This window comes from Gemella haemolysans, from assembly GCF_028308085.1.
Taxonomy (GTDB): domain Bacteria; phylum Bacillota; class Bacilli; order Staphylococcales; family Gemellaceae; genus Gemella; species Gemella haemolysans_D.
This window is the reverse complement of the sequence record NZ_JAQMFS010000070.1, coordinates 30821-52828: the sequence shown is the minus strand read 5'-3', so window position 1 is coordinate 52828 and position 22008 is coordinate 30821. Positions and strand designations below refer to the sequence as shown.

At 29.8% G+C, this 22008-nt stretch carries 18 protein-coding genes; 6 read left to right on the top strand and 12 right to left on the bottom strand.

What is annotated here, in order from left to right:
- Positions 1-287: 287 nt before the first annotated feature.
- From PNO30_RS06035 to tpx, 8 genes are all read right to left on the bottom strand, one after another.
- The gene (locus tag PNO30_RS06035) at positions 288-1334 is read right to left on the bottom strand and encodes an LPXTG cell wall anchor domain-containing protein (RefSeq protein WP_271987529.1); all 1047 of its coding nucleotides are present in this window, start codon (positions 1332-1334) and stop codon (positions 288-290) included.
- A 135-nt stretch (positions 1335-1469) separates the two neighbouring features.
- Positions 1470-2678 carry a sodium/glutamate symporter gene (gene gltS / locus PNO30_RS06030; RefSeq protein WP_271966107.1) on the bottom strand — a complete coding sequence of 403 codons (1209 nt, stop codon included), beginning with the start codon at positions 2676-2678 and terminating at the stop codon, positions 1470-1472.
- Positions 2679-2997: 319 nt separating this feature from the next.
- Positions 2998-3609, bottom strand: coding sequence for an NUDIX domain-containing protein (locus tag PNO30_RS06025; RefSeq protein WP_271987531.1), 612 nt, complete (start codon positions 3607-3609; stop codon positions 2998-3000).
- 19 nt (positions 3610-3628) lie between these two features.
- Positions 3629-4579, bottom strand: a complete 951-nt coding sequence (gene whiA, locus PNO30_RS06020; RefSeq protein ID WP_271987528.1) for a DNA-binding protein WhiA — start codon at positions 4577-4579, stop codon at positions 3629-3631.
- Between the two features lie 147 nt (positions 4580-4726).
- The gene (locus PNO30_RS06015; RefSeq protein ID WP_271987527.1) at positions 4727-6157 is read right to left on the bottom strand and encodes an ABC transporter ATP-binding protein; all 1431 of its coding nucleotides are present in this window, start codon (positions 6155-6157) and stop codon (positions 4727-4729) included.
- A gap of 4 nt (positions 6158-6161) precedes the next feature.
- The gene (locus tag PNO30_RS06010; protein ID WP_271987526.1) at positions 6162-6851 is read right to left on the bottom strand and encodes an energy-coupling factor transporter transmembrane component T; all 690 of its coding nucleotides are present in this window, start codon (positions 6849-6851) and stop codon (positions 6162-6164) included.
- Position 6852: 1 nt separating this feature from the next.
- Complete coding sequence (locus tag PNO30_RS06005) at positions 6853-7473, bottom strand: MptD family putative ECF transporter S component (RefSeq protein ID WP_102170443.1); 621 nt, start codon at positions 7471-7473, stop codon at positions 6853-6855.
- 11 nt (positions 7474-7484) lie between these two features.
- Positions 7485-7982 carry a thiol peroxidase gene (tpx, locus tag PNO30_RS06000; RefSeq protein WP_271965722.1) on the bottom strand — a complete coding sequence of 166 codons (498 nt, stop codon included), beginning with the start codon at positions 7980-7982 and terminating at the stop codon, positions 7485-7487.
- 182 nt (positions 7983-8164) lie between these two features.
- Between tpx and PNO30_RS05995 the strand changes: the two genes are divergently transcribed.
- On the top strand, positions 8165-10168 hold the full coding sequence (locus PNO30_RS05995) for a DUF5776 domain-containing protein (protein WP_271987525.1): 2004 nt from the start codon (positions 8165-8167) through the stop codon (positions 10166-10168).
- An 84-nt stretch (positions 10169-10252) separates the two neighbouring features.
- Here the strand turns inward: PNO30_RS05995 and metG are convergent, their stop codons facing one another.
- Positions 10253-12253 carry a methionine--tRNA ligase gene (gene metG / locus PNO30_RS05990; RefSeq protein ID WP_271987524.1) on the bottom strand — a complete coding sequence of 667 codons (2001 nt, stop codon included), beginning with the start codon at positions 12251-12253 and terminating at the stop codon, positions 10253-10255.
- Between the two features lie 311 nt (positions 12254-12564).
- Positions 12565-13791 (bottom strand): peptidase T, encoded by a 1227-nt coding sequence (gene pepT, locus PNO30_RS05985; protein WP_271987523.1) that lies wholly within the window; start codon positions 13789-13791, stop codon positions 12565-12567.
- A gap of 196 nt (positions 13792-13987) precedes the next feature.
- Here pepT and PNO30_RS05980 point away from each other — a divergent pair, with 196 nt between their 5' ends.
- Positions 13988-14488, top strand: a complete 501-nt coding sequence (locus PNO30_RS05980) for an acyl-CoA thioesterase (RefSeq protein WP_271987522.1) — start codon at positions 13988-13990, stop codon at positions 14486-14488.
- Between the two features lie 45 nt (positions 14489-14533).
- Here PNO30_RS05980 and PNO30_RS05975 read toward each other — a convergent pair whose 3' ends face one another.
- Positions 14534-16255, bottom strand: coding sequence for a phospho-sugar mutase (locus tag PNO30_RS05975; RefSeq protein ID WP_271987521.1), 1722 nt, complete (start codon positions 16253-16255; stop codon positions 14534-14536).
- Between the two features lie 37 nt (positions 16256-16292).
- On the bottom strand, positions 16293-17003 hold the full coding sequence (gene deoD, locus PNO30_RS05970; protein WP_271987520.1) for a purine-nucleoside phosphorylase: 711 nt from the start codon (positions 17001-17003) through the stop codon (positions 16293-16295).
- Between the two features lie 389 nt (positions 17004-17392).
- Here deoD and mbhE point away from each other — a divergent pair, with 389 nt between their 5' ends.
- Genes mbhE through PNO30_RS05950 form a run of 4 tightly spaced genes read left to right on the top strand, consistent with a single transcriptional unit; the run spans position 17393 to position 22007 of the window.
- The gene (gene mbhE / locus PNO30_RS05965; protein WP_271987519.1) at positions 17393-19759 is read left to right on the top strand and encodes a hydrogen gas-evolving membrane-bound hydrogenase subunit E; all 2367 of its coding nucleotides are present in this window, start codon (positions 17393-17395) and stop codon (positions 19757-19759) included.
- A complete protein-coding gene (locus PNO30_RS05960; protein WP_003147002.1) occupies positions 19749-20174 on the top strand; it encodes a Na(+)/H(+) antiporter subunit B in 426 nt (141 codons plus the stop codon). Before mbhE ends, PNO30_RS05960 begins: the two co-directional genes overlap by 11 nt.
- On the top strand, positions 20174-20533 hold the full coding sequence (locus PNO30_RS05955; protein WP_003147003.1) for a Na(+)/H(+) antiporter subunit C: 360 nt from the start codon (positions 20174-20176) through the stop codon (positions 20531-20533). The genes PNO30_RS05960 and PNO30_RS05955 overlap by 1 nt, the downstream gene beginning before the upstream one ends.
- Positions 20526-22007: a proton-conducting transporter membrane subunit gene (locus tag PNO30_RS05950; RefSeq protein WP_271987518.1), complete on the top strand. Its 1482-nt coding sequence runs from the start codon at positions 20526-20528 to the stop codon at positions 22005-22007. Before PNO30_RS05955 ends, PNO30_RS05950 begins: the two co-directional genes overlap by 8 nt.
- Position 22008 lies beyond the last annotated feature (1 nt).

Below are 22008 nucleotides of genomic sequence, written 5' to 3'. Positions count from 1 at the left end.
AGAGGTGTTGTTTCATATGCTTGTTGTCTTCCGTATTCATAACCAGCAAAGGCTGATAGTCCGATTACAAGTGAACCACAGGCACTAGTAATAATATTCTTTTTATTCATATATATTCTCCTCAATCATTTAATTCGAAATAATTCCGTTTTATTATATCATAGTGTTTAGAGTTTGTAAATAGGAATCTTTACGATTAATTCAGCTATAAACTAAAAAATATATAATACATAAAATTAAAAATAAAGAGTAACAATTTATTTCTAAATCGTTACTCTTTATATGTTTTAATTTTTCTTTTGCCCTCTTCTTATTAATATTGCAGCCAAGATTAGCATAACTCCAACTACTTCTAAAGCTACAGTTTTTATACCAGTTTTCGGTAGCGAAGAGATTTCATTCACATTATTTATTTTTTTAGTTAATGTTTCTGGTAATTCTTCCTTCTTAACATCTACAGTTGTTTCGGGGATAACCACCCGTGCTCTTTCTTCAAGATTTTTTGTACCAATTTTTATTCGTTCTACAATCGTAAATTTACTAAAATGATTAATATTAAACTGTAGTTCCCCATCTGAATATTTACTATTAACTTTTTCAAGAGAGTTATCATTCGGAATGTGATAAACTTCTAATTCAGTATTATCCTTCTTAGTTATTATTATTTTTACCGTTCGTTCCTCATTACTATCTACCTTTTTATCATCTTTTTCAAAATGGATTTCGAACGTCTCTATAATTTTATAATCATTACCTAACTTGTTTCTAATAGATTTATTTAACTTATTATCATTTAAAGATTCAACATGTAACTTATCTGCAGAAATACTACCTTTTTTATATTCTACTTTAATATCATGACCTGATAAATTTGCAAATAACAAATCTTTATTAGGAGAATTGTTTACATCATGATATTTTTCTTTATCCGACATTACTGGGAACTTATTATCATCATCTTTTTTTACTGGAGTTTTATCTTCTTTCGGTTCTACCAACGGTTTTCTGTCTGGTTTATCAGATGGTTTATTTACAGGCTTTCCTATTGGCTTTTCCGTTTGTTTTACCGGTGGTTTTCTTACCGGTTTTCCCGCTAATTTATCTTCTGTCTTCTCTAGCGGTTTTCTAACTGGTTTATCAGTTTGCTTAACCGGAGTTTTATTTTCTGATGGTATTGGTTCAACAACCGGTCTAACTCCATTTTCATCAACAATAACTTTATTATCAGTATCCATCAGCGCCTTAGCTGTTCCAACTTTTAAACTACCCGTACTTATAAAAATACTTAATATTCCAACAGAAATATTTCTTATTGTATATTTTTTTTGTTTCACTTCTATTCTCCTCAAATGATTACAAAATCTATTTAAACTTTCTAATAATTATATTATACATTATTATTTTCATCAAGTAAAAGTTATAAAAAAGTTTGATTAGCACTCAAATTGCTAATCAAACTTTTTTTATTTCTATCTAGATAAAAATGAGAAAAATCCACTTATAATAGCAACATTAAAGAAGTCAATGAATAATGCCCCTACTATTGGCATAACGAAGAAGGCTATGTGCGAGTGTTTATATTTATCACAAACACTTTGCATATTCGCAATACCATTTGGTGTTGCTCCAAGTCCAAATCCAACGTGCCCTGCAGATAATACAGCAGCATCATAATTTCCACCCATTACTCTAAATGTAACGAAGTAGATAAATACCCATGCCAATACTGCTTGAGCTAATAATAAAGCAGCAAGTTGCCCTGCGACACTACTTAGTTCCCATAGTTTTAAACTTATCATAGCCATTCCTAAGAATAGATTTAATGAAACATCCTCTAAAATATGAATTTCTTCATAGTGTAAATCAAACTTACTTGTATGGTCCGTTACATTTCTTAAAATTGCCGCTACAATCATTGGTCCAATGTAGTTCGGAAAGTTTAAAAACTGATTTAAGAATGTAGATACATAACTACCGATAAACATTGATAATAAAATTAAGAAAAATGCTTTCGCGAAATTTTCACCATCTAATTTCTTAACATCATTATTGAATAAAAATTCATCGTTATGTACTTTTTCGTTTTCAACTTTTTCAGCAACTACTTTTAACTTTTTACCATTAATTAATCTGTTAGCTAATGGTCCTCCAAGACTAGATCCTGCGATTAGACCAAAAGTTGCTGCCGCAATCGCAACACTCTTAGCACCTGTGTGGCCCAATTCCTCAACGATCGGTGCCATCGCAGCCGCAGTACCATGTCCACCTGTCATTGCAGTTGAACCTGTTAATAGGGCTATTAGCGGATCTATTCCAGTTGCATATCCGATTCCTACCGCTACGATATTTTGAAGAACTACTAAAATTATAGCCATTAATAAAAACATAACAACTTTTCTTCCACCAACTTTTAGTAATCTCCAACTTGCATTAAATCCTATACTTGTAAAAAACACTGTCATAAAGAAACTTTGTAAAGTATTATCAAACTCAAATATTACTAAGTTTGTTTGTCTTAGGACTAGGTTTAATATCGCAAACAAGAATCCTCCAATAACTGGTGATGGAATACAGTATGTTTCAAAGAATTTAATTCTACTTCTCAGAAATCTTCCTATAATTAATATTACAACAGCCAATCCTACTGTTTGTATCATATCCATTTTTATATTAAACATATAATCATCCTTTCTATATTTGTTATATTTTCTAACATGTTGTTATTAACCTTATATTTAGAAAGTACACTTTATTAATTCTAACTTTTTGAAAATTTTCAATGTAAATTTACAAAAATATTAGTATTTCATATATTAATATTACACTTTATTTTAATTTTTTTCAAGATTACGTTAGATTTTATTACATTTTTTCAAAAATTCCTAAAAAAATAAATGAAGCAACTAAACTCACGATTTCATACAAATCATTTAGTAAAGTCGCTCCTATATAGTTAATCTAGTACTAGAATTTTATTACATTATTTGTTACTCTTTTTTAGAAAATTGGTTTTAAAAATTCTGACCAAGTCTCATAGTTTTCTTCTGATTTTGCTTCTTCTGCTGACATCCACTTGATAACAAGTGTATCATCTTCTTTTGCTTCCACTTTAGTTTTATCAACTTTACACTCATAGACAACACCTACATGGACTTGACCTACTTCTGTTTTATCATCATTTATCAACCCTATAAAGTGTAGATTGTTTAATGCCTCTTCTTCAGAAACTCCCACTTCTTCATTCAACTCTCTAGCAGCGTTGATTTTTAACATTTCAAAAATTGTTTTTCCTTCAACCTCGTTCATATGTCCACCAATACCAACAGAAGCTTTACCGTGAAGTCTTGCTTCACCTCCACCTACTAGGCGTTTATATACTAATACTTCATTAGTATTCGAATCTTTTAATAGTACGTACCCGATTAATTGTTTATAACTTGGATCTTCCTCCATATCTCCTCGACGTTTTACTTCATATGATTCGAATGTATCAATAATTTTTTTTGTCTTATCATCATTTTTTTCTATAAAACCATAGAAATGATTTTCCTCATTATTAAATAATTCTTTTCTATTTACAACTAGAATTTGTTCATCCCACTTACTCATCATTTTTTATCCTTTCTCTTTATTTTTCTTGATATGTTCCTTCTCTTAATTCTTTAGCTATTTTCGCTATCTTTCTAAATCTATGATTAAGACCCGATTTCGACAATTTTCCATCTTCAATCATTTCTGCTATTTCTTTTAATGGATACTCCGGATACTTAAGTCTTGCTTCAGCAACGACTCGCAGTTTCTCATCGATATTATCCAACCCTATTCTTTCCTCAATTATATTAATATCCTCAACCTGCTTCGCAGAGGCGTTAACAGTCTTATTCATATTCGCCATGTCGCAATTTTGCATCCTATTTACAGAGTTATTTATATCTCTAACAATTCTTTCATCTTCAAATTGGAATAAAGCTTGAAAAGCTCCTACTAAATTAATAAACTCAGCTATTTTCTCAGATTCCTTAATATAAACAATGAATCCTTTTTTTCTTTCAAGGCTTCTTGCATTCAATTTATAACTATTTAATAGTTCATTTAATTCTCTATTATGTTCCTCATAAGATGAGAAAATCTCCATATGATAACTAGATGTACGAGGGTTATTTATCGAACCACCAGCTAAAAATGCACCACGTAAATACGCTCGCTTTTTCTCATCCGTATCTATTAATTCTTTAGCAATATCTATTCTCATTGTGTAATTATCATCTAGAATATAAAGATCTGTAAGTATTTCTTTAACATTCTGATCTAAACGACAAATATAAACATTATTTTTCTTTAATTTTAATTTTTTTCGTACAGAAATATTCACATGTACATCATAAAAATACTTAATTAAAGAAAACATTCTTCGTGCAATTGAGGCATTCTCAGTTTGAAAACTTAAACTTAACCTACCATTCGATATATTTAATACACCGTTCATTTTTATAAGAGCAGATAACTCAGATAAAAATTCTCTGTCTTTTGTTATCTCTATTAAAGTTAACTCTTTTTTCATATCTGAAGCGTATGACATAAATTCCCTCCTATCTTCATTTTTCTATAACCTATATATTTTATCATGATAACAGTAAATTAACAAATCATTTGAGTCGAAAATAGAGTTAACATCGTACATTTGTAAATGATGTGAGACAAAAAAAGAGTTAACATACTATGTACATTAACTCATCTTTTCTAATATTTTATTTTTATTATTCTCATTTACTTCTATACGTTCTTTTATCCCTTGTTTATCAAAGAAAAGAACTTCATCAGAAACTTGACATAAAAACTCATAGTCATGTGTAATTATAAATATCACTACATCGTTTTTAGCTATTTGCTCGATTAAATTGCTTAATTCTAACATATTTACATAATCTAGTCCACTTGTTGGTTCATCAAATACTAGGATTTTTTTATTAGATAATAATGCAGAAGCTATTGCTACCCTTTGTTTTTCTCCACCAGATAGTGTATTAGGATGACGATTTAAAAATTTCCTAATATTTAATTTATCTACTACTTCATCAAATAACTCTAAATTATCACTACCTAACTTTATCTCCTTCTCAACAAGATTCGTAAATAGTTGATAATTTACATCTTGCATTACTTGAAATGTACTTCTTATTAAATCTTTTTTATTAAGATTTTTTCCATTAAGTATAACTTTATGTTTAGATTTATGTAGTCCACTTAGAGCATTAGCAAAAGTAGTTTTCCCACATCCGTTAGCACCGATTATAGAATAAATTCTTGAAGAAGAAAAACTCTCATTTTTTAAATAAACTTGATGAGTATGGACTTTATAATCTAGTTGCTCAATATTTAAATAATGCTCTTTATTCTTTCTAGGTTCTTTCTTACCAAGTTCTACTTTTGATAAATCTATTTGTCTAGTTTGACACGCTCTACTATCAAAGTCGGAAAGCTGTTCTTTTGTAACTTCATGCACCAGCTTGCCATCTTTAATGATATACATTCTATCGATTAAATCTTTTAAGTAATAGATTCTATGTTCAGCTACAATTATTGTCTTCCCTTTATTCTTCAATGTTTCTATTATTGAAGATATAAGTTTTATAGATTTTAAATCTAGATTACTAGTAATTTCATCAAGAACATATACATCGGCATCTAGCATCATACTAGCCATAAAAGCTAGTTTTTGCTTTTCACCACCGCTTAATTCTAAGACATTTCTATCTAGTAGATAATCTGCAGAAAACTCATTTACTACCTCATCAATTCTATTTTGAATTTGAGGTTTAGAGTAACCATAATTTTCCATACTAAAAGCAAGTTCACTAGTAGAGTCTAAATTGAAAAACTGATTCTTAGGATTTTGGAATACACTTCCTACAACCTTAGAAAAATCTTTTAGTCTATCTCCTATACTTAGATGTACAACTTTAAATTCTCCACTAAAACCACCATCAAAAAATTCAGGAGCTAGACCATTTAAAACCCTCATAATTGTTGTTTTTCCACAGCCACTTGCTCCCGTAAATAAAATACATTCACCTTTTTTGATTTCTAGTGACAAATCTTCAATATTTAATTTTTTAGATTCAACATATTTGTAATTAAAATTTTTAAATGTTATCAACTTATCACCTCATAAACATAATAAAACAAAAAATTATAGTAACAGCTACCATAACCAAATAATCGAGTTTGTTAAACTTTAATTCAATATAACTAGTTGGTTTTTCTTCATTATCTATACCACGGCACAAACACGAAACAGAAAGTTCATTAGCAATATTTGTACTTATAATTACATAAGGAACAAATATATATTCGAAAAATTTAAATGGATGAAGTAAGTAGTAACCTCTACTTACTCCAATCCCCTTCATTTTTAATGAATTCTTTATTTGTTTGTAATCTGTAAGTAAAACAGGAAAAAATCTATATAAAACTGCAAGAACTATTATCATTTTCTTTGGCAATCTGATGTTTCTTAAAAAACATATCAATTCAGATACTTTTGAACTACTAACCAACGCCATACCCGCACATAGTGGGAAATATAAAGTTTTAAACATTAGAGCTGTTAGTAGTAAGAAACTGTCAAGAACTTGAAGTGTTACTGTATGAGCAAAGAATACTTCATAAGCTGTTAAGAAAAGATATATCCCGAAAAATCTAATCATTCTTTTAAAGTTAGAACTTATTCCTAAGTATATTGAAAAACAAAGTGCAATAAATAAATGTGTGCTAATTGACATCATTTTAAACATTAAAATATTAGCAATGATCAATATAAAAATCTTAGTTCTTATATCTAACTTCAACATACTATATACCTGCTTTATTGAAATTCTTGAAATATAATTTTCTTCCAAGATAAGTTCCAATAATTGAGAAAATTATTGTGAAGATAACTATAAAAATAAATGTTTTCATATCAGTAGAACTCATAACTAAGTTAATTTTTTCTTGAGAATAATTTCTATTTTGAAGATGTTTTACATATGCATCTTTCATAAAAAACATTGGTAATATTAATCCAATATTTCCTAAATTAAAGAATAAATATGATAAATATTCATTTCCATATCTGAATGCAATCTCCGCTAAAACTGCCGCTCCAATTAGAACAACTCCACCTACTACAGAGTGACCAGATACAGTCATAAAAATACCAATAATTGCTATCATAATAAATATTGCCATATTTTTATTAATTTTATTAAAAATTAAACTATACACACTTCCACAAACTAGGGCAGCCGTAATAGAAGTATAAGTAGCAAAATAGACTTTTCCACCAAATATTAATGATGTTAAAAGTGTTGAAATTCCAATTCCCACAGCCATTACAAGAATTAATAAAATAGTATAAAGCCCTAAAGTAATTAAATCTTTAATCTGTAAATTTTTATTTTCTTCTTTGTTTATATATTTTAATTCTGTCATCTATTACCTCACTATAATTTCTTCAGTGCATCTAGAGCATTGTTGTAGTCTGGCTCTTCACCGACTTCCTCTAACACTTCTTTATAGCGAATAACTCCTTCCTCATCAAGGACGAATACAGCACGAGATAATAAACCTAATTCTTCAATTAATAATCCATTGTTAGTTTCAAAATCACGATATTTATAATCAGAAACAGTAATTGCATTATTAATTTCTTTATCAGCACAGAATCTTCCTAATGCAAATGGTAAGTCTTTTGATACTGTAATAACTACTGTATCAGCTAAATCACCTACTGCTTTATTAAAGTTAATAGTTTGTAAAGCACATACTCCTGTGTCTACTGATGGGAATGTGTTGACAATTACTTTTTTCCCTTTATAATCTGATAATTCAAACTCTGATAATGTTTTAGTAACAGCTCTAAAATTTGGGAAAACATCACCTAAATTTAACTTATCTTCAATAGTAACTGGTGTTCCTTTAAAGCTTATTGTTTTCTTCATAATTAATACCTCTTTTTAATATAATTTATATTGATAAAACTATCTACAACTAATGATAACATATTTCAATTAGAGTTAAAAGTTTTTTACATAATTTAATATGATTTTAAGCGTTTTTTATGTAGTTTTGTTATTATTTTATGATATAATAGAATGGAATATTGTTTGAAAGGATTATTTTTATGTCAAAAGAAGAAAAAGATATAGTAGTTAAAAATGATACTACAGACACGACTGAAGAAAAAGATAACTCTACATCTTTTTTTGGTCGTTTAAAAAACCAAGTGAAAACTCTTAATTTTAAAAATAATGAATCTAAGGATAACGAAAAGACAGATTCTCATATTGATGAATCTGCAATTGAAAAAGAACTTCGAGAAAAAGAAAAAGAAGTAAAAAAACAAGAACAAGAGTTAAAAAAACGTGCTTTAGAGCTAGAAAAAGCTAAAAAACAATTTGAAGAGCAACAACGTAAGATAGAAGAAGAGAAGAAGAAAAACGAACTTGCTCGTGCTGAAAGAGAAAGACTTGAAAAAGAACGTATTGCTCGAGAAAAAGAATTAGAGCGTCAACGCATTGAAAAAGAAAAAGCGGAAAAACGTGAACAAGAACGTCTTGAAAAAGAACGAATCGCTCGTGAAAAAGAACTGGAACGTCAACGCATCGAAAAAGAAAAAGCGGAAAAACGTGAACAAGAACGTCTTGAAAAAGAACGAATCGCTCGTGAAAAAGAATTAGAACGTCAACGTATCGAAAAAGAAAAAGCTGAACAAAGAGAAAAAGATCGCCTTGAAAAAGAACGTATCGAAAAAGAACAAGAAGAAAAAAGAAAAAGAGAATTTAGACGAAAAGAAAAAGAATTTAAGTTATCAGAAGATAAGAAAAAATTAGAACTATTACAAAAAGAAAATGAGAAGAGAGAGCACGAAAATACTCTTCTATCATTACAAACTTCATTAATTTCTCTAGAAGATAAAATAGAAGAAAAGAAACTTACTATCTCTACTCTAAAAAATAGAAAAGCTGATAAAGAGAAAATAATGCTAGAAGAAAAAAGACTTAATGTTTTAAATTCTCAAAGACAAGTTATTCTACAAGATATTACAACTGAGAAAAAGGCAATAGAAAAAATTCAAAAAAATCTTGATATTGAATATAAACTAGATGGGCTTAAAAAGGAAATTCACAGTATCAAAAAAGAAGTTGTCAATGAAGATGAAACCGCATTTAAAGTTAAATATATTGACAACAAACCTAAAAATATATTCATGGTATCTCTTCTAAGTATTAAAGCTTTCATTTCTAAATCTATTTTAAGAAATAAAGTTGAGAATTATGATAAAATAAAAAAAGTAGCAAAAAATATTAAGGTTAGAATTGCAACTTCAATAATCTTAGCATTATTGTTATCAATTTGTTTCTTAGTTACTCTGAAATTTATTTCTTCTGCTAAGGAGCACTATATCAGTTTCGGTGAGACAAACAATAGCGCTGTCGATACTACAGACGAATTGAAAAAACAAAAAGAAGCTGAGGAAAAAGAAAAAATTCTTAAAGCACAAGAACAAGCCAACGCTATTCGTATAGATTCAGAAGCGCAAGATGAAGAAATAACTGCGAAATTAGCTGGAACATTCTCATCTTACTCATTCGACGTGGACCGTGAAGTTACAGTTAATAAAAAAATTCACGCATTTAAATCAGCTTCTTGGTCAGAACCAGGTGAAGTAATTGAACCTGGAACAAAACTAACAGTAGATAAGATAGTTTCTCCCGCTGGTTACATTATGTATCATATTTCATCTGGGAATTTACAAGGGCAGTATATTACAGCAAATGAAAAATTTGTTTCTGTAGATAAGAAAAATGATCAACTTGAAAACTTTATCTCTCGTCCAGTAGCAATTAAATTCTTGACTACACAAAATATTTATTCTGATGAGTCTCTAAGCAGTGTTAGATCAACTTATGGTAATGGAGCCCAATTAAATATTAATGGTATTGGTATTTCTAAAAATAATAGATTAATATATCATGTAGCTGATGGATCTTTTGTACCTGTTAATCCAGTTCGTGTAATCGAAACAAACAGAGAAGCACCTAAGCAAAAGAGTAATGATAATAAAAATACTACTAATTCTCAAAATACCCAAAACCAAAACACTCAAAAGAAAACAACTAGATAACAAACTAATCCACCTTGGTTAATAACCAAGGTGGATTTTCTAATAAGAAAGAGAACATAGCACTTGGCTATATTCTCTTTTCTATTATCTAATTTCTGCTCCATTAGGAATTTCAGAATTAATTTCTACTACTCGTAAAATACCGTCTTTTTCAGCTGATAGTATCATACCTTCACTTAATTCACCACATAATTTAACTGGTTTTAAGTTAGCTACTACAGCTACTTTTTTACCAACTAATTCTGCTGGATCATAATATTTAGCAATACCAGAAACTATCTGTCTTTGATGATTACCTAAATCTAATTTGAATTTTAATAGTTTAGAACTTTTCTTAACTTTTTCACATTCTAATACTTCTGCAACCCTTAAAGAAGTCTCGAAGAATTTATCGATTGTAATTTCTTCAGCAAGTTCTACATAAGTATCGTCTTTTTCTTCTTTTGATTCAGTTTCTAAGTTTTCTAAAGCCTTAGGAGACATTTGAGTTTTAATATACTGTACTTCTACTTCTTTATCAAATCTCGGGAAAATTGGAGTTGGTTTTTCTACAACTTTAACCGTCCCATCAAATACTCCAAATGTTTTAGCAGATTCGAATACTAATAATTCTTCTTTAACACCTAATTGTTTAGCAATTTCAACAGGTGCTTTTGTTAAAGCTGGCGCTATTAAAATTGTAGCAATACGCAGGCTTTCTGCTAAATAGTTCATCACCTTATCTAGTTCAGGTTGATTAGCTTCATCTTTCGCTAAAATCCATGGTGTTGTTTGATCGATATATTTATTAGTTCTTGAAATAAACTTCCACACTGATTCTAGAGCTTTAGAGAATTGCATATTTTCCATATATTCTTCATACTCTGAAATAACTTCTTTTGATAAAGCTATTAATTCTTTATCGAATTCTGTAGTTGGTTCCACGAATTTTGGAATAACTCCACCACAGTATTTGTTAATCATTGAAATAGTTCTGTTTAATAAGTTTCCTAAATCATTTGATAAATCTGAGTTAATTCTATCGATAAAACTTTCAGGAGTGAATATACCGTCTTGACCAAATGGAACCTCACGTAATAAATAGTAACGAGCTGAATCTAAACCATAACGTTCTATTAACATGTAGGGATCAACTACATTACCTTTAGATTTACTCATTTTACCATCTTTCATTAATAACCAACCATGAGCAAAAATTTTCTTAGGTAGTGGTAAATCTAATGCCATTAGAAGTATCGGCCAATAAATTACGTGGAAACGTACGATTTCTTTCCCAACAACTTGCACATCTGCAGGCCAATATTTATTAAATAATTCTTCACTATCTCCAGTTGCATAACCTAAAGCTGTAATATAGTTAACTAAAGCGTCAATCCAAACATATACAACGTGTTTTGGATTAGATTTTACTTTCACTCCCCAATCGAAAGTTGTACGAGTAACTGCTAAATCTTCCAATCCTGGCTTAATGAAATTGTTAAGCATCTCATTTTTTCTACTTTCAGGTAGAATAAATTCAGGATGTTCATCATAGTATTTAACTAATCTGTCAGCATATTTACTCATTTTGAAGAAATAACATTCTTCACTAACTAATTTTACTTCATTTCCACTTGGTGCAATCCCACCAATCATATTACCTTCTTCATCTCTGAATACTTCTTGAAGTTGTGTTTCTGTAAAATATTCTTCGTCACTGATAGAATACCAACCTTTGTACTCTCCTAAATAAATATCGCCTTTTTCAACTAATCTATCAAAAATTTCAGCAACTGCTCTTTCGTGATAATCATCTGTAGTACGAATAAACTTACTATAGTTAATATCCATAGCTTTCCATAATTTTTTAATATCTTTAATCATTTCATCCACATAAGCTTGTTCTGAAATTCCTTTTTCTTGAGCTTTTTGTTGAATTTTTTGACCGTGTTCATCTGTACCTGTTAAAAAGTATGTATCATATCCACTTAATTTTTTATATCTAGTTAATGCATCACAAGCAACTGTTGTGTAGGCATGTCCTATGTGTAAGTTACCACTTGGGTAATAAATAGGAGTTGTAACATAAAATGTTTTTTTAGTCATCTTACAACCATCCTCTCTTTCAATTTTTTAGTTAATATACATTACTATTGTACCATATATCGCGAGTTAATGCATATTTTTTTATCATTTTTTTCAAATTTCAAAATACTTTTATATAAAAAAGACATCACTCCTTAAGTGAAAAAAATCAAAAGCAAGATTCGTTACAAACCTTGCTTTTGAGCTACTCTTCTATTAAGTTTCAAATTAATTCTTGAACTAATTTCCTCACAATGAACTTAATATTATTATAATCAAGTTTATATTATATAGTTTCATAAATTATCTTTGACACCACGGTGTTATTTTTTCTACTTTTTTGCTAATTTAGCAATCTCCACTATTGTATCAGCCGCTTTTGCCATATGTTCTAAGCAACTGAATTCATATTGTCCGTGGAAATTTTCTCCCCCAACGAAAATATTAGGAGTTGGAATACCCATGTAAGAAATTTTAGAACCATCAGTTCCTCCACGTATTGGGATTATCAATGGTGTTACACCAACATTTTTTATTGCCTGTTCGGCTACGTCAACACAGCGTTTATCTTCTTTAATTACATCACCCATATTATAATATTGATCATATAATTCATATTCAACAACATTACCATATTTTTCATTAATTTTAGCAGCAACTTCTTCTGCGAATTTTTTACGAGCTAGGAATTTCTCTCTATCATGGTCACGGATAATATAAACCATTTCCGCTTCCTCAATTCTCGCTTGCATATTGTGTAGTAAGTAGAATCCTTCATACCCTTCTGTATGCTCAGGTACTTCTTTTTCTGGGAATAATGAAGCTAATTCAGCAGCAATCATATTAGCATTTTTCATTTTTCCTTTTGCAGTACCTGGATGTACACTTACTCCTGTAATTTTATATGTAATTTGTGCAGCATTAAAGCTTTCATATTGAAGCTCTCCTAGAACTCCACCATCCATAGTATAAGCATAATCCGTAGCGAATCCTTTTGCATCAAAATGATCAGCACCACGTCCAATTTCTTCATCTGGACCGAATGCGATACGAATATCTCCATGTTCTATTTCAGGATGTTCACTTAGGTATTTAATAGCTTCTACTATTTCAGTAATTCCTGCTTTATCATCAGCTCCTAGTAATGTTGTACCATCTGTAGTGATTAATGTAAGACCTTTATAATTGCTTAAATTAGGGAACTCTTCTTTAGTCATTACAATATTTAATTCTTTATTTAAAACTATATCTTCTCCATCATAATTTTCAATAACTTGTGGATTTATTCCTTCTACATTAAAATCAGCTGTATCTACATGAGAAATAAAACCTATTTTGTCATAAGGCTTATCAGTGTTAGCTGGTAATGTCGCAGTTAAAAACCAATTTTCTTCATTTAAAACTATATCACTAAGATTTAGTTCTTCTAGTTGACCTTTCAACATACGTAAGAAATCTTTTTGCTCTGGAGTAGACGGGATTGTTGTACTAGCCGCATTAGATCTAGATTTGAAATTAACATATCCTAAAAAACGTTCTAACATAGTTTCATATTTCATTATTCTTCACCTCATTTGTATTTTCTTTTATTATAATATACTTTTTAACAAAATGTAAAGATTATAATCATATATCTTTTTTATAATATTATAAACAATCTTACTTAATAAATCTTTATATTTATGTTACAATTACATAAGTATTCTAATTTTATATTAGACATTAGTAAAATTAAATTTTAAGGAGATCTTTTTCATGCAAGAAGTTATGAATTATAAAGATACTAGGATTGAAAACTTCCATACTATCTATCCTAACCATATGAACAGACATGACACATTATTCGGCGGTCAAACTCTATACTGGCTTGACGATGTACAAGGTTTAGTAATACGTAGATATACACACCTACCCTTCTTTACAGCAAGTATTGATACATATCAATTTTTAGATGTTGTCCATAGACACGAAGCATTAATTATTGATAGTTATATTTCTAGAGTTGGTACAAGAAGTGTAGAGATTTTTGCAGAACTAAGTGCATTTAATCATGAAACTAGACATACTCGTCTAGTTGGAATCTGTTTCTCAACATTCGCTATTAATAGAGAAACTGTCCTTGAGAAACCTTTACCAAAAGTAGAATATACTGACGAAATTTCAAAATTTGTTAGTTCTTCATACGCAGATAGACAAAGCGGGAAATTAACAGCAAGACAATTTTGTAAAGAATACCTAAAATATTATAATAAATAGCAAAAAAGGAAGTGAGATTTTTTCTCACTTCCTTTTTTCTTATTATTAATCAATTGAGTAAAGTAATTCTAATACTTTTTCTTCAAATTTAACTAATTTTTCTTCTGCAACTTTCTTATCTGCATCTTTAACATAGATATAAAGTTTTACTTTTGGTTCTGTTCCACTTGGACGTAAAGTATACCAAGATTCGTCTGAATAGCTGAATTTAACAGCATCAGTTTTTTCAATTTCGATATCTTTTTCTTCTCCAGTAGCTACAGTTTTTTCTTTTTGTACTAGATAGTCAGTAATAGCTACTACTTCACTTCCAGCAATTTCACGAGCAAAGATTTCACGATATTTTTCCATCATACGTTTAATTCTTTGAGCACCTGCTGCACCTTCTAAAACTATTGAGATAGTTTTATCTAAGTAGTACCCATATTTTTCATAGAATCCGTCAAGTACGTCAACTAATGTTTTACCTTGTGCCTTGTAGAATGCTGCAGCTTCTACTAATAACATAGCGATTGTTACACCATCTTTATCACGTAAGAATGTACCAACGTTGTATCCGATACTTTCTTCATATCCCATTACATAGTTTTTCTCACCTGTAATATCCCATTCATTTGGCAATGCACAGATGTTTTTGAATCCAGTTAGAACGTCAATTACTTCTACTCCGTATTCTTTACAAAGTGGTTCAACCATTTTAGAAGTTACGATAGATTTAACTAATACTGGGTTTTCAGGAAGTTTATTTTGTTTAGCAAGATTTTCAATAACATATTGTACTAATACCGCTCCAGCTTGGTTACCATTTAGAGAAACTACTTCACCATTGTGAATTACTTCTACAGCAAGACGGTCACAGTCAGGGTCAGTCGCGATGATTACATCTGCATTAACTTCTTTAGCTAATCTTTCACCATATTCAAATGCTGCAGTATCTTCTGGGTTTGGATATTCAATTGTTGGGAAAGTTCCATCTGGATCTTTTTGTTCTTCAACAACATGAACATTTTTGAATCCACGACGGGCAAGAACTGTTGTTACAGCTTTGTACCCCGCCCCATTTAATGGAGTATAAACTACAGAAATGTCTTTATCAATATTTTCATCATTAATTGCACAATTTAAAGATTCTCTATAGAATTCTTCATCAATTTCTTGACCAATGTAAACTAGTAATCCTTTTTCTTGAGCTTCTTCTTCTGTTAAAGTAACATAGTTGTCAAAGATATCCATTGAGTTAATGTATTCTAAAACTTTATCGCTTATGTCAGATTTAATTTGAGATCCTTCTTGCCAGTATACTTTATATCCATTATATTCTTTAGGATTATGACTTGCTGTAATGTTAATACCACTAGCTGTTCCTAAGTAACGAACTGCAAATGATAATTCTGGAGTTGGACGTAAATCTTCGAATAAGTATGCTTTAACTCCGTTACTAGCCATTACTAATGCTGCTAGTTTAGCAAATTCTTTTGAAAAAAGACGTGGATCGTGTGCAATAGCAATACCTTTTTCTTGTAATCCATTGTCGATAATAGTTTGCGCTAACGCTTTTGTAGCACGAGCGATAATGAATCTATTCATTCTATTTGAACCCATACCTACTTTACCACGTAATCCCGCAGTTCCGAATTCTAATTCTTTATAAAATCTATCTTCTTTTTCTACTTCATCATCAGCTATGTTTTTTAATTGAAGTTTTTCTTCTTCAGTTAAAGCTGAACTGTTTAACCATTTTTCATATAGTTCTTGATAGTTACTCATATAATATTACCTCTAAATTATCTCTTAAATTTTAATTTTATGCCAGACCTAAAGCAATTTCCATCATTTTAGTAAATGCTGTTTGTCTTTCTTCAGGAGTAGTTTCTTCTCCTGTTACTAAAGAGTCACTTACTGTTAAGATTGTTAAAGCATTAACTCCTGCTGCAGTAGCGTTAGCGTATAATGCAGCACTTTCCATTTCAACAGCTAAAACTCCCATTTTAATCCAGTTTTCCATAGCTTTTTCATCAGCATTATAGAAAATCTCACTACATAAAATATTTCCAACGTGTACTTGTTGTCCCATTTCTTGAGCTTTATTGTATGCTTTTAATAATAGATCAAATGAAGCTGTTAAGCTATAGTTTCCTGGAATATTGTATTGGTGCATGTAATTTGAATTTGTAGAAGATCCCATTCCTAAGATTACGTCGTATAATTTTACTTCTGGTTGTAATGCTCCACAAGTTCCAATTCTAATTAAGTTTTTCACTCCAAATGTATGAATTAATTCATAAGAATAAATACCGATACTAGCTGGTCCCATACCAGTTCCCATTACAGAAATCTTTTTACCTTTGTATGTTCCAGTATATCCTAGCATACCACGCACTTCATTAAAACAAACGGCATCTTCTAAGAAAGTTTCAGCAATAAATTTCGCTCTTAAAGGATCTCCTGGTAAAAGAATCGTTTCTGCGATCTCTACTCCATTTGGTTTAATATGTGGTGTTTGTTTATGTGACATCAGTTAGTCCCCCTGTAAATATATTAATAACTTTATTATACCTTTTTTTCTTATCTTAAACAAGTTATATTAGAAAAATAATTATCTATATTTTTCAACAAATATTCTGAAAACAATAACTCTTACATGATGTTTTCATCAATAATTTCATAACATATAGTAAATATATATAAATATCAACTTCGCTAAAAATATAATAATATTTATTCTTTTTGAAAAATAATTAACACATATTTTTACAGCTTATTAAAGAATTATTAATGGTGTTTTGTTATATACAACAATATTTATTGAAAAATAATTAGATAAAAATTGGATATTAATAGTAATTTAATCAATTTTGTTATATAATTAATGTTATAAAAAATAAATTAGAAAGAGGTTTTTTTATGTTACAATTAGCTGTCTTTTTCCCAGTAATTGCGATGTTTTTCATACCTTTTTTAAGGAAAAACTTCAAAAATATTCATACTGGAAAATTTGTTATAATTGTACCATTAATTCTGTTTGGATATTTTGTATCAAATATAAAATATATCTATTCAGGTGGGACAATATATAAAAAATTAGCATTTGTTTCTAATGCAGGACTTGATATTAACCTTAATCTTGACGGTTTATCACTTCTTTTCTCATTACTAATTACAGGAATTGGTACCTTAGTAATCTTATATTCATGTTACTATATGAGTATTTCAGATGAAAAACTACATAAATTTTACATATTTCTATTAATATTCATGTCAGCAATGCTAGGAGTAGTATTATCTGATAATATGCTTAGTATGTACATGTTTTGGGAGTTGACTTCTGTATCTTCTTTCCTACTTATTAGTTATTGGCATGAAAATGATGCTTCAAGAAAGGGTGCTTTAAAATCATTAATAATTACTGTTTTTGGTGGCGTATTAATGTTAGCAGGTATCTTCATTCTTAATAGTATCACTGGTAGTTTTAACGTTAGTGAAATAATTGACTTTACTAATAATCATGGTTACAACAGTAAATATATTATCGCTATGATTCTTATTTTATTTGGTGCATTCACTAAATCAGCTCAATTTCCATTTCATATTTGGTTACCTGATGCAATGGCTGCTCCAACTCCAATTAGTAGTTATCTTCACTCTGCGACAATGGTTAAAGCCGGTATTTATTTATTACTTAGAATTGGAATTGTATTCTCATTCACACCAGCTTTTGGAAATATCTTAATTGTTTTTGGTACTATTACTATGTTATTAGGATCAATATCTGCAATTTTCTTAAAAGATTTGAAAGGAATTTTAGCATATTCAACAATCAGTCAGCTTGGAATGATGACACTTATGATTGGTATTGCAAACCTAGGTCTATATAATGATAATCATTATATTTATACTTTTGCATTTTATGCTGTATGTTTCCATATTATTAACCACGCAGCATTTAAAGCTAGCTTGTTTATGATAACTGGTATAATAGATCACTCATTCCATACTAGAGATATTAAGCAACTAAGGGGAGTAAGAATGTATATGCCTCTTGGATTTATATTAAGTATAATAGCTGGATTCTCTATGGCAGGAATTCCACCACTAAGTGGATTCTACTCAAAAGAATATTTCTTAACAGCTGTATATGGCTTATTAAATACTAGTATGCTATACATAATAATTGTTATAGCTGTTGTAATCGGTGCTCTAGGAACAGCTATATATTCATTAATATTAGCTTTCAAACCATTCCTAGGTACTTTCGATAGCAAAGTACTTGGAGATAAAAAACTTCATTTACCTAAAAATGGTATGTTTATATCTCCAATAATACTAGTAATCTTTGTGATTATTAACACATTTATTAAAGATTATATAGTAATTCCAGCTCAACAAGCTGCTCTTGCAGTAAAAACAACAAATAATGAGGTAATAACTCATATTCATCACGATAGTTTCCTATCAAGTGAACTCCTTACTTCTATTTTTGTTATAATCGCAAGCTTTGTAATTTATAAAGTTTTCGCTAGTGGTAATGGTATTTATTCAATAAACCCTAGCATTGTATCTATTCACGGTGCATACAACAATTTAGGTATATTATTACATAAAGTTAGTGGTGAACTTCACGATGCATTTATCACAAATCAACTAAGAAGAAATATGAGTTATATATTCTGTGGCCTATCAGCGACTATTATCGGTGGTTATTTTGCAATTGGTAGACCTATGATAATAAATAACTTCTCTACTATTCATTACATGAATATATTCATTGGACTATGTATTGTCCTTTGTTGTGTAGCTCTTACAAGAGTTTATAATAGATTAGTACTTATAATCCTTTCATCTGGTGTTGGATTTATGATGACTGGTTTATATGTAACTTTCAGAGCACCTGATTTGGCAATGACGCAATTCGTCATCGAGTCAATTTCTACAATTATCTTCTTGATAGCTTTCATTCTATTAACTGATAAAACAAAACAAGTAGAAAAAAATAGTTTCAAACTTACAAATGCAATTATTGCAACACTGACTGGTGTTAGTTTTATAATTGTAGGACTTGTATCTTATGCATACAAAAACCCATCAGAAATCAGCCAATTTTATTTCGACAATGTTGTAGCATCTGGTGGAGGAAACATAGTAAATGTTATTATCGTCGATTTCAGGGGATTTGATACCCTATTTGAAATCACCGTTATGACAATGGTAGCTCTAATAATTTATGCTATGTTCAAAATCATTAAAAGAGGAGGACCAAAAGATGAAAACTAATGATGTAATTTTAAAATCATTATCTGCAATTATTTCAGGTTGTATATTTCTACTTTCACTTAGTTTATACTTCGGTGGGCACTTCCTTCCAGGTGGTGGTTTCGTAGGTGGACTCCTTTGTACAATGGCTCTTGCTTTATCTATGTTCACATATGGAATAGACAAAGTTACTAAACTACTTCCAATTAATTACGTTTATGTAACAGCAATCGGCTTACTTTTCTCTATCGGAACAGCTTTTAGTGGAGTTGTTGTTGGAAAAAATTTCTTTAAACATCACTTCACTCATATCCATGTTCCAATTATGGGAGAGATGGAATTACACACAGCTGCGATTTTCGACTTAGGTGTTTACTTCGTAGTTGTTGGTGTGTTAATGTCAGTAATATTAGCTTTTGGAAAGGATGGTAAATAATGGAATTTTATATGATTATCTTATGCGGTATTCTTGTTGGTTTTGGTGTTTACCTTATGCTTTCTAAGAGTATGATGCGAATAATTATCGGTGTTGGTCTTTTTGGACATGCTGCTAACCTAATTATTCTTATCGCAGGTGGTTTATATGATGGAGATATCCCTATTATCTCAGAACTAGGAAAAAATTATATAGACCCAATTCCAGCAGCACTTATTCTTACTGCTATTGTTATTGGTTTTGCAGTAACTTGTTTATTAATTTCAATTTATATCGCTAACTACAAACTAAAAGGAAGCGATAATGTAATTGATCTTGAAGACGTTGAAAATATGAAGGAGGAGAGAAATAATGCATAGTAATTTACCTGTTATTCCAATATTTATACCCCTTCTATTTGCTGCAATAACAGTATTATTTAGAAAAAGAATAGCAATGCAACGTTTACTAACAACATTAGCTACTCTATTAGTCTTAGCATTTTCAATCTACAACATCTATCTTGTAGATAAACATAAAATACTAATATTAGAAATGGGTAACTGGGCTAGTCCTTTTGGTATTACATTGACTTTAGATGGACTAAACAGTGTTTTAGTTACAACTTCATCATTAGTATTTTTAGCAACTTTATTATATTCTTTTAAAACAATAGATAAAATACGTGAACTTAGCTTCTTCTATCCTGGTTTCTTATTAATAATGGTAGGTATTAATGGAGCATTCACTACAGGAGATATTTTTAACCTTTTTGTTTTCTACGAAATCTTACTTATGTCTTCTTACTTACTATTGTTAGTAGGTATAAATAAAGAACAACTTAAATCTTCTATTAGTTATGTACTAATGAACGTTTTTGCTGGTAGTTTATTCGTTATAAGTATCGGTTATCTTTACACAATTGTTGGTAGTTTAAATATGGCATACATATCACAAACAATTTCTTCTATGTCAGATCGTAGAGGATTATATCTTATCGGTGCTGTAATGATATTTGTGTTCTGTATGAAAGGTGCTTTATTCCCACTATTCACTTGGATGAATAGATCATATGTAGCACCTCCAATTGCTGTCTCAATTATCTTTGGGGCGCTATTAACAAAAGTTGGACTATACTCGATCATTAGAACTTACGGACTATTCTACTACGAGTCAAACTTCATTAAATCATACTTATTAATCTTAGGTGCTATATCTATAATAGCCGGATGTATTGGGGCTATTTACCAAAAAGATTTAAAACAAATAGTAGTATTTAACATTGTAATTTCTCTAGGAGTAATGGTTTGTGGAACAGCTACATTAAATACATTTGGTGTTAAAGGTGCTTTATTCTACGCTGTTAATGATATACTGCTTAAAGCTGCTTTATTCATAATCGTAGGCTTAATAATTTACGTTAGTGGTGTTAAATATGTTCAAAAATGTGGATTAATTAACAAATACCCTCTTCTAGGTTGGACATACTTTATTGTTGTCTTATCATTAGCAGGAGTACCACCATTTAGCGGATTTTATGGTAAAGCTTTAATAATTAAAGGATTAGTAGCAAACAACAATACATTTATTGCAATACTCGTTGCTTTGTCTGGATTAGTTGTATTTTACTCATTAATTAAAATTTTCTTAAATGTCTTTTACGATAATATAAATAAGAGTTTAATTTTAAAACCACTTCCTAAAGGTGTACAAATCCCTCTTATCGCTATCGTAGCAATTGCATTAATTATTGGAGTTAGCAGTAACCTATTAGATGGAGTCTTCGATAAAGGTATTCAAATGGTACTTAATCCTCAACATTATATCGATTTAGTACTTAAGAAAGGAGCATAAT

Bases quoted from the DNA above. Each gene is read 5' to 3' on its own strand.
- PNO30_RS05955 (WP_003147003.1), top strand. From the start codon at position 20,174: ATGGAATTTTATATGATTATCTTATGCGGTATTCTTGTTGGTTTTGGT.
- PNO30_RS06025 (WP_271987531.1), bottom strand. From the start codon at position 3,609: ATGAGTAAGTGGGATGAACAAATTCTAGTTGTAAATAGAAAAGAATTA.
- PNO30_RS05980 (WP_271987522.1), top strand. From the start codon at position 13,988: ATGCAAGAAGTTATGAATTATAAAGATACTAGGATTGAAAACTTCCAT.
- PNO30_RS05960 (WP_003147002.1), top strand. From the start codon at position 19,749: ATGAAAACTAATGATGTAATTTTAAAATCATTATCTGCAATTATTTCA.
- deoD (WP_271987520.1), bottom strand. From the start codon at position 17,003: ATGTCACATAAACAAACACCACATATTAAACCAAATGGAGTAGAGATC.
- PNO30_RS05995 (WP_271987525.1), top strand. From the start codon at position 8,165: ATGTCAAAAGAAGAAAAAGATATAGTAGTTAAAAATGATACTACAGAC.
- tpx (WP_271965722.1), bottom strand. From the start codon at position 7,982: ATGAAGAAAACAATAAGCTTTAAAGGAACACCAGTTACTATTGAAGAT.
- pepT (WP_271987523.1), bottom strand. From the start codon at position 13,791: ATGAAATATGAAACTATGTTAGAACGTTTTTTAGGATATGTTAATTTC.
- PNO30_RS05950 (WP_271987518.1), top strand. From the start codon at position 20,526: ATGCATAGTAATTTACCTGTTATTCCAATATTTATACCCCTTCTATTT.
- PNO30_RS06005 (WP_102170443.1), bottom strand. From the start codon at position 7,473: ATGACAGAATTAAAATATATAAACAAAGAAGAAAATAAAAATTTACAG.
- gltS (WP_271966107.1), bottom strand. From the start codon at position 2,678: ATGTTTAATATAAAAATGGATATGATACAAACAGTAGGATTGGCTGTT.
- metG (WP_271987524.1), bottom strand. From the start codon at position 12,253: ATGACTAAAAAAACATTTTATGTTACAACTCCTATTTATTACCCAAGT.
- mbhE (WP_271987519.1), top strand. From the start codon at position 17,393: ATGTTACAATTAGCTGTCTTTTTCCCAGTAATTGCGATGTTTTTCATA.
- PNO30_RS06010 (WP_271987526.1), bottom strand. From the start codon at position 6,851: ATGTTGAAGTTAGATATAAGAACTAAGATTTTTATATTGATCATTGCT.
- PNO30_RS05975 (WP_271987521.1), bottom strand. From the start codon at position 16,255: ATGAGTAACTATCAAGAACTATATGAAAAATGGTTAAACAGTTCAGCT.
- whiA (WP_271987528.1), bottom strand. From the start codon at position 4,579: ATGTCATACGCTTCAGATATGAAAAAAGAGTTAACTTTAATAGAGATA.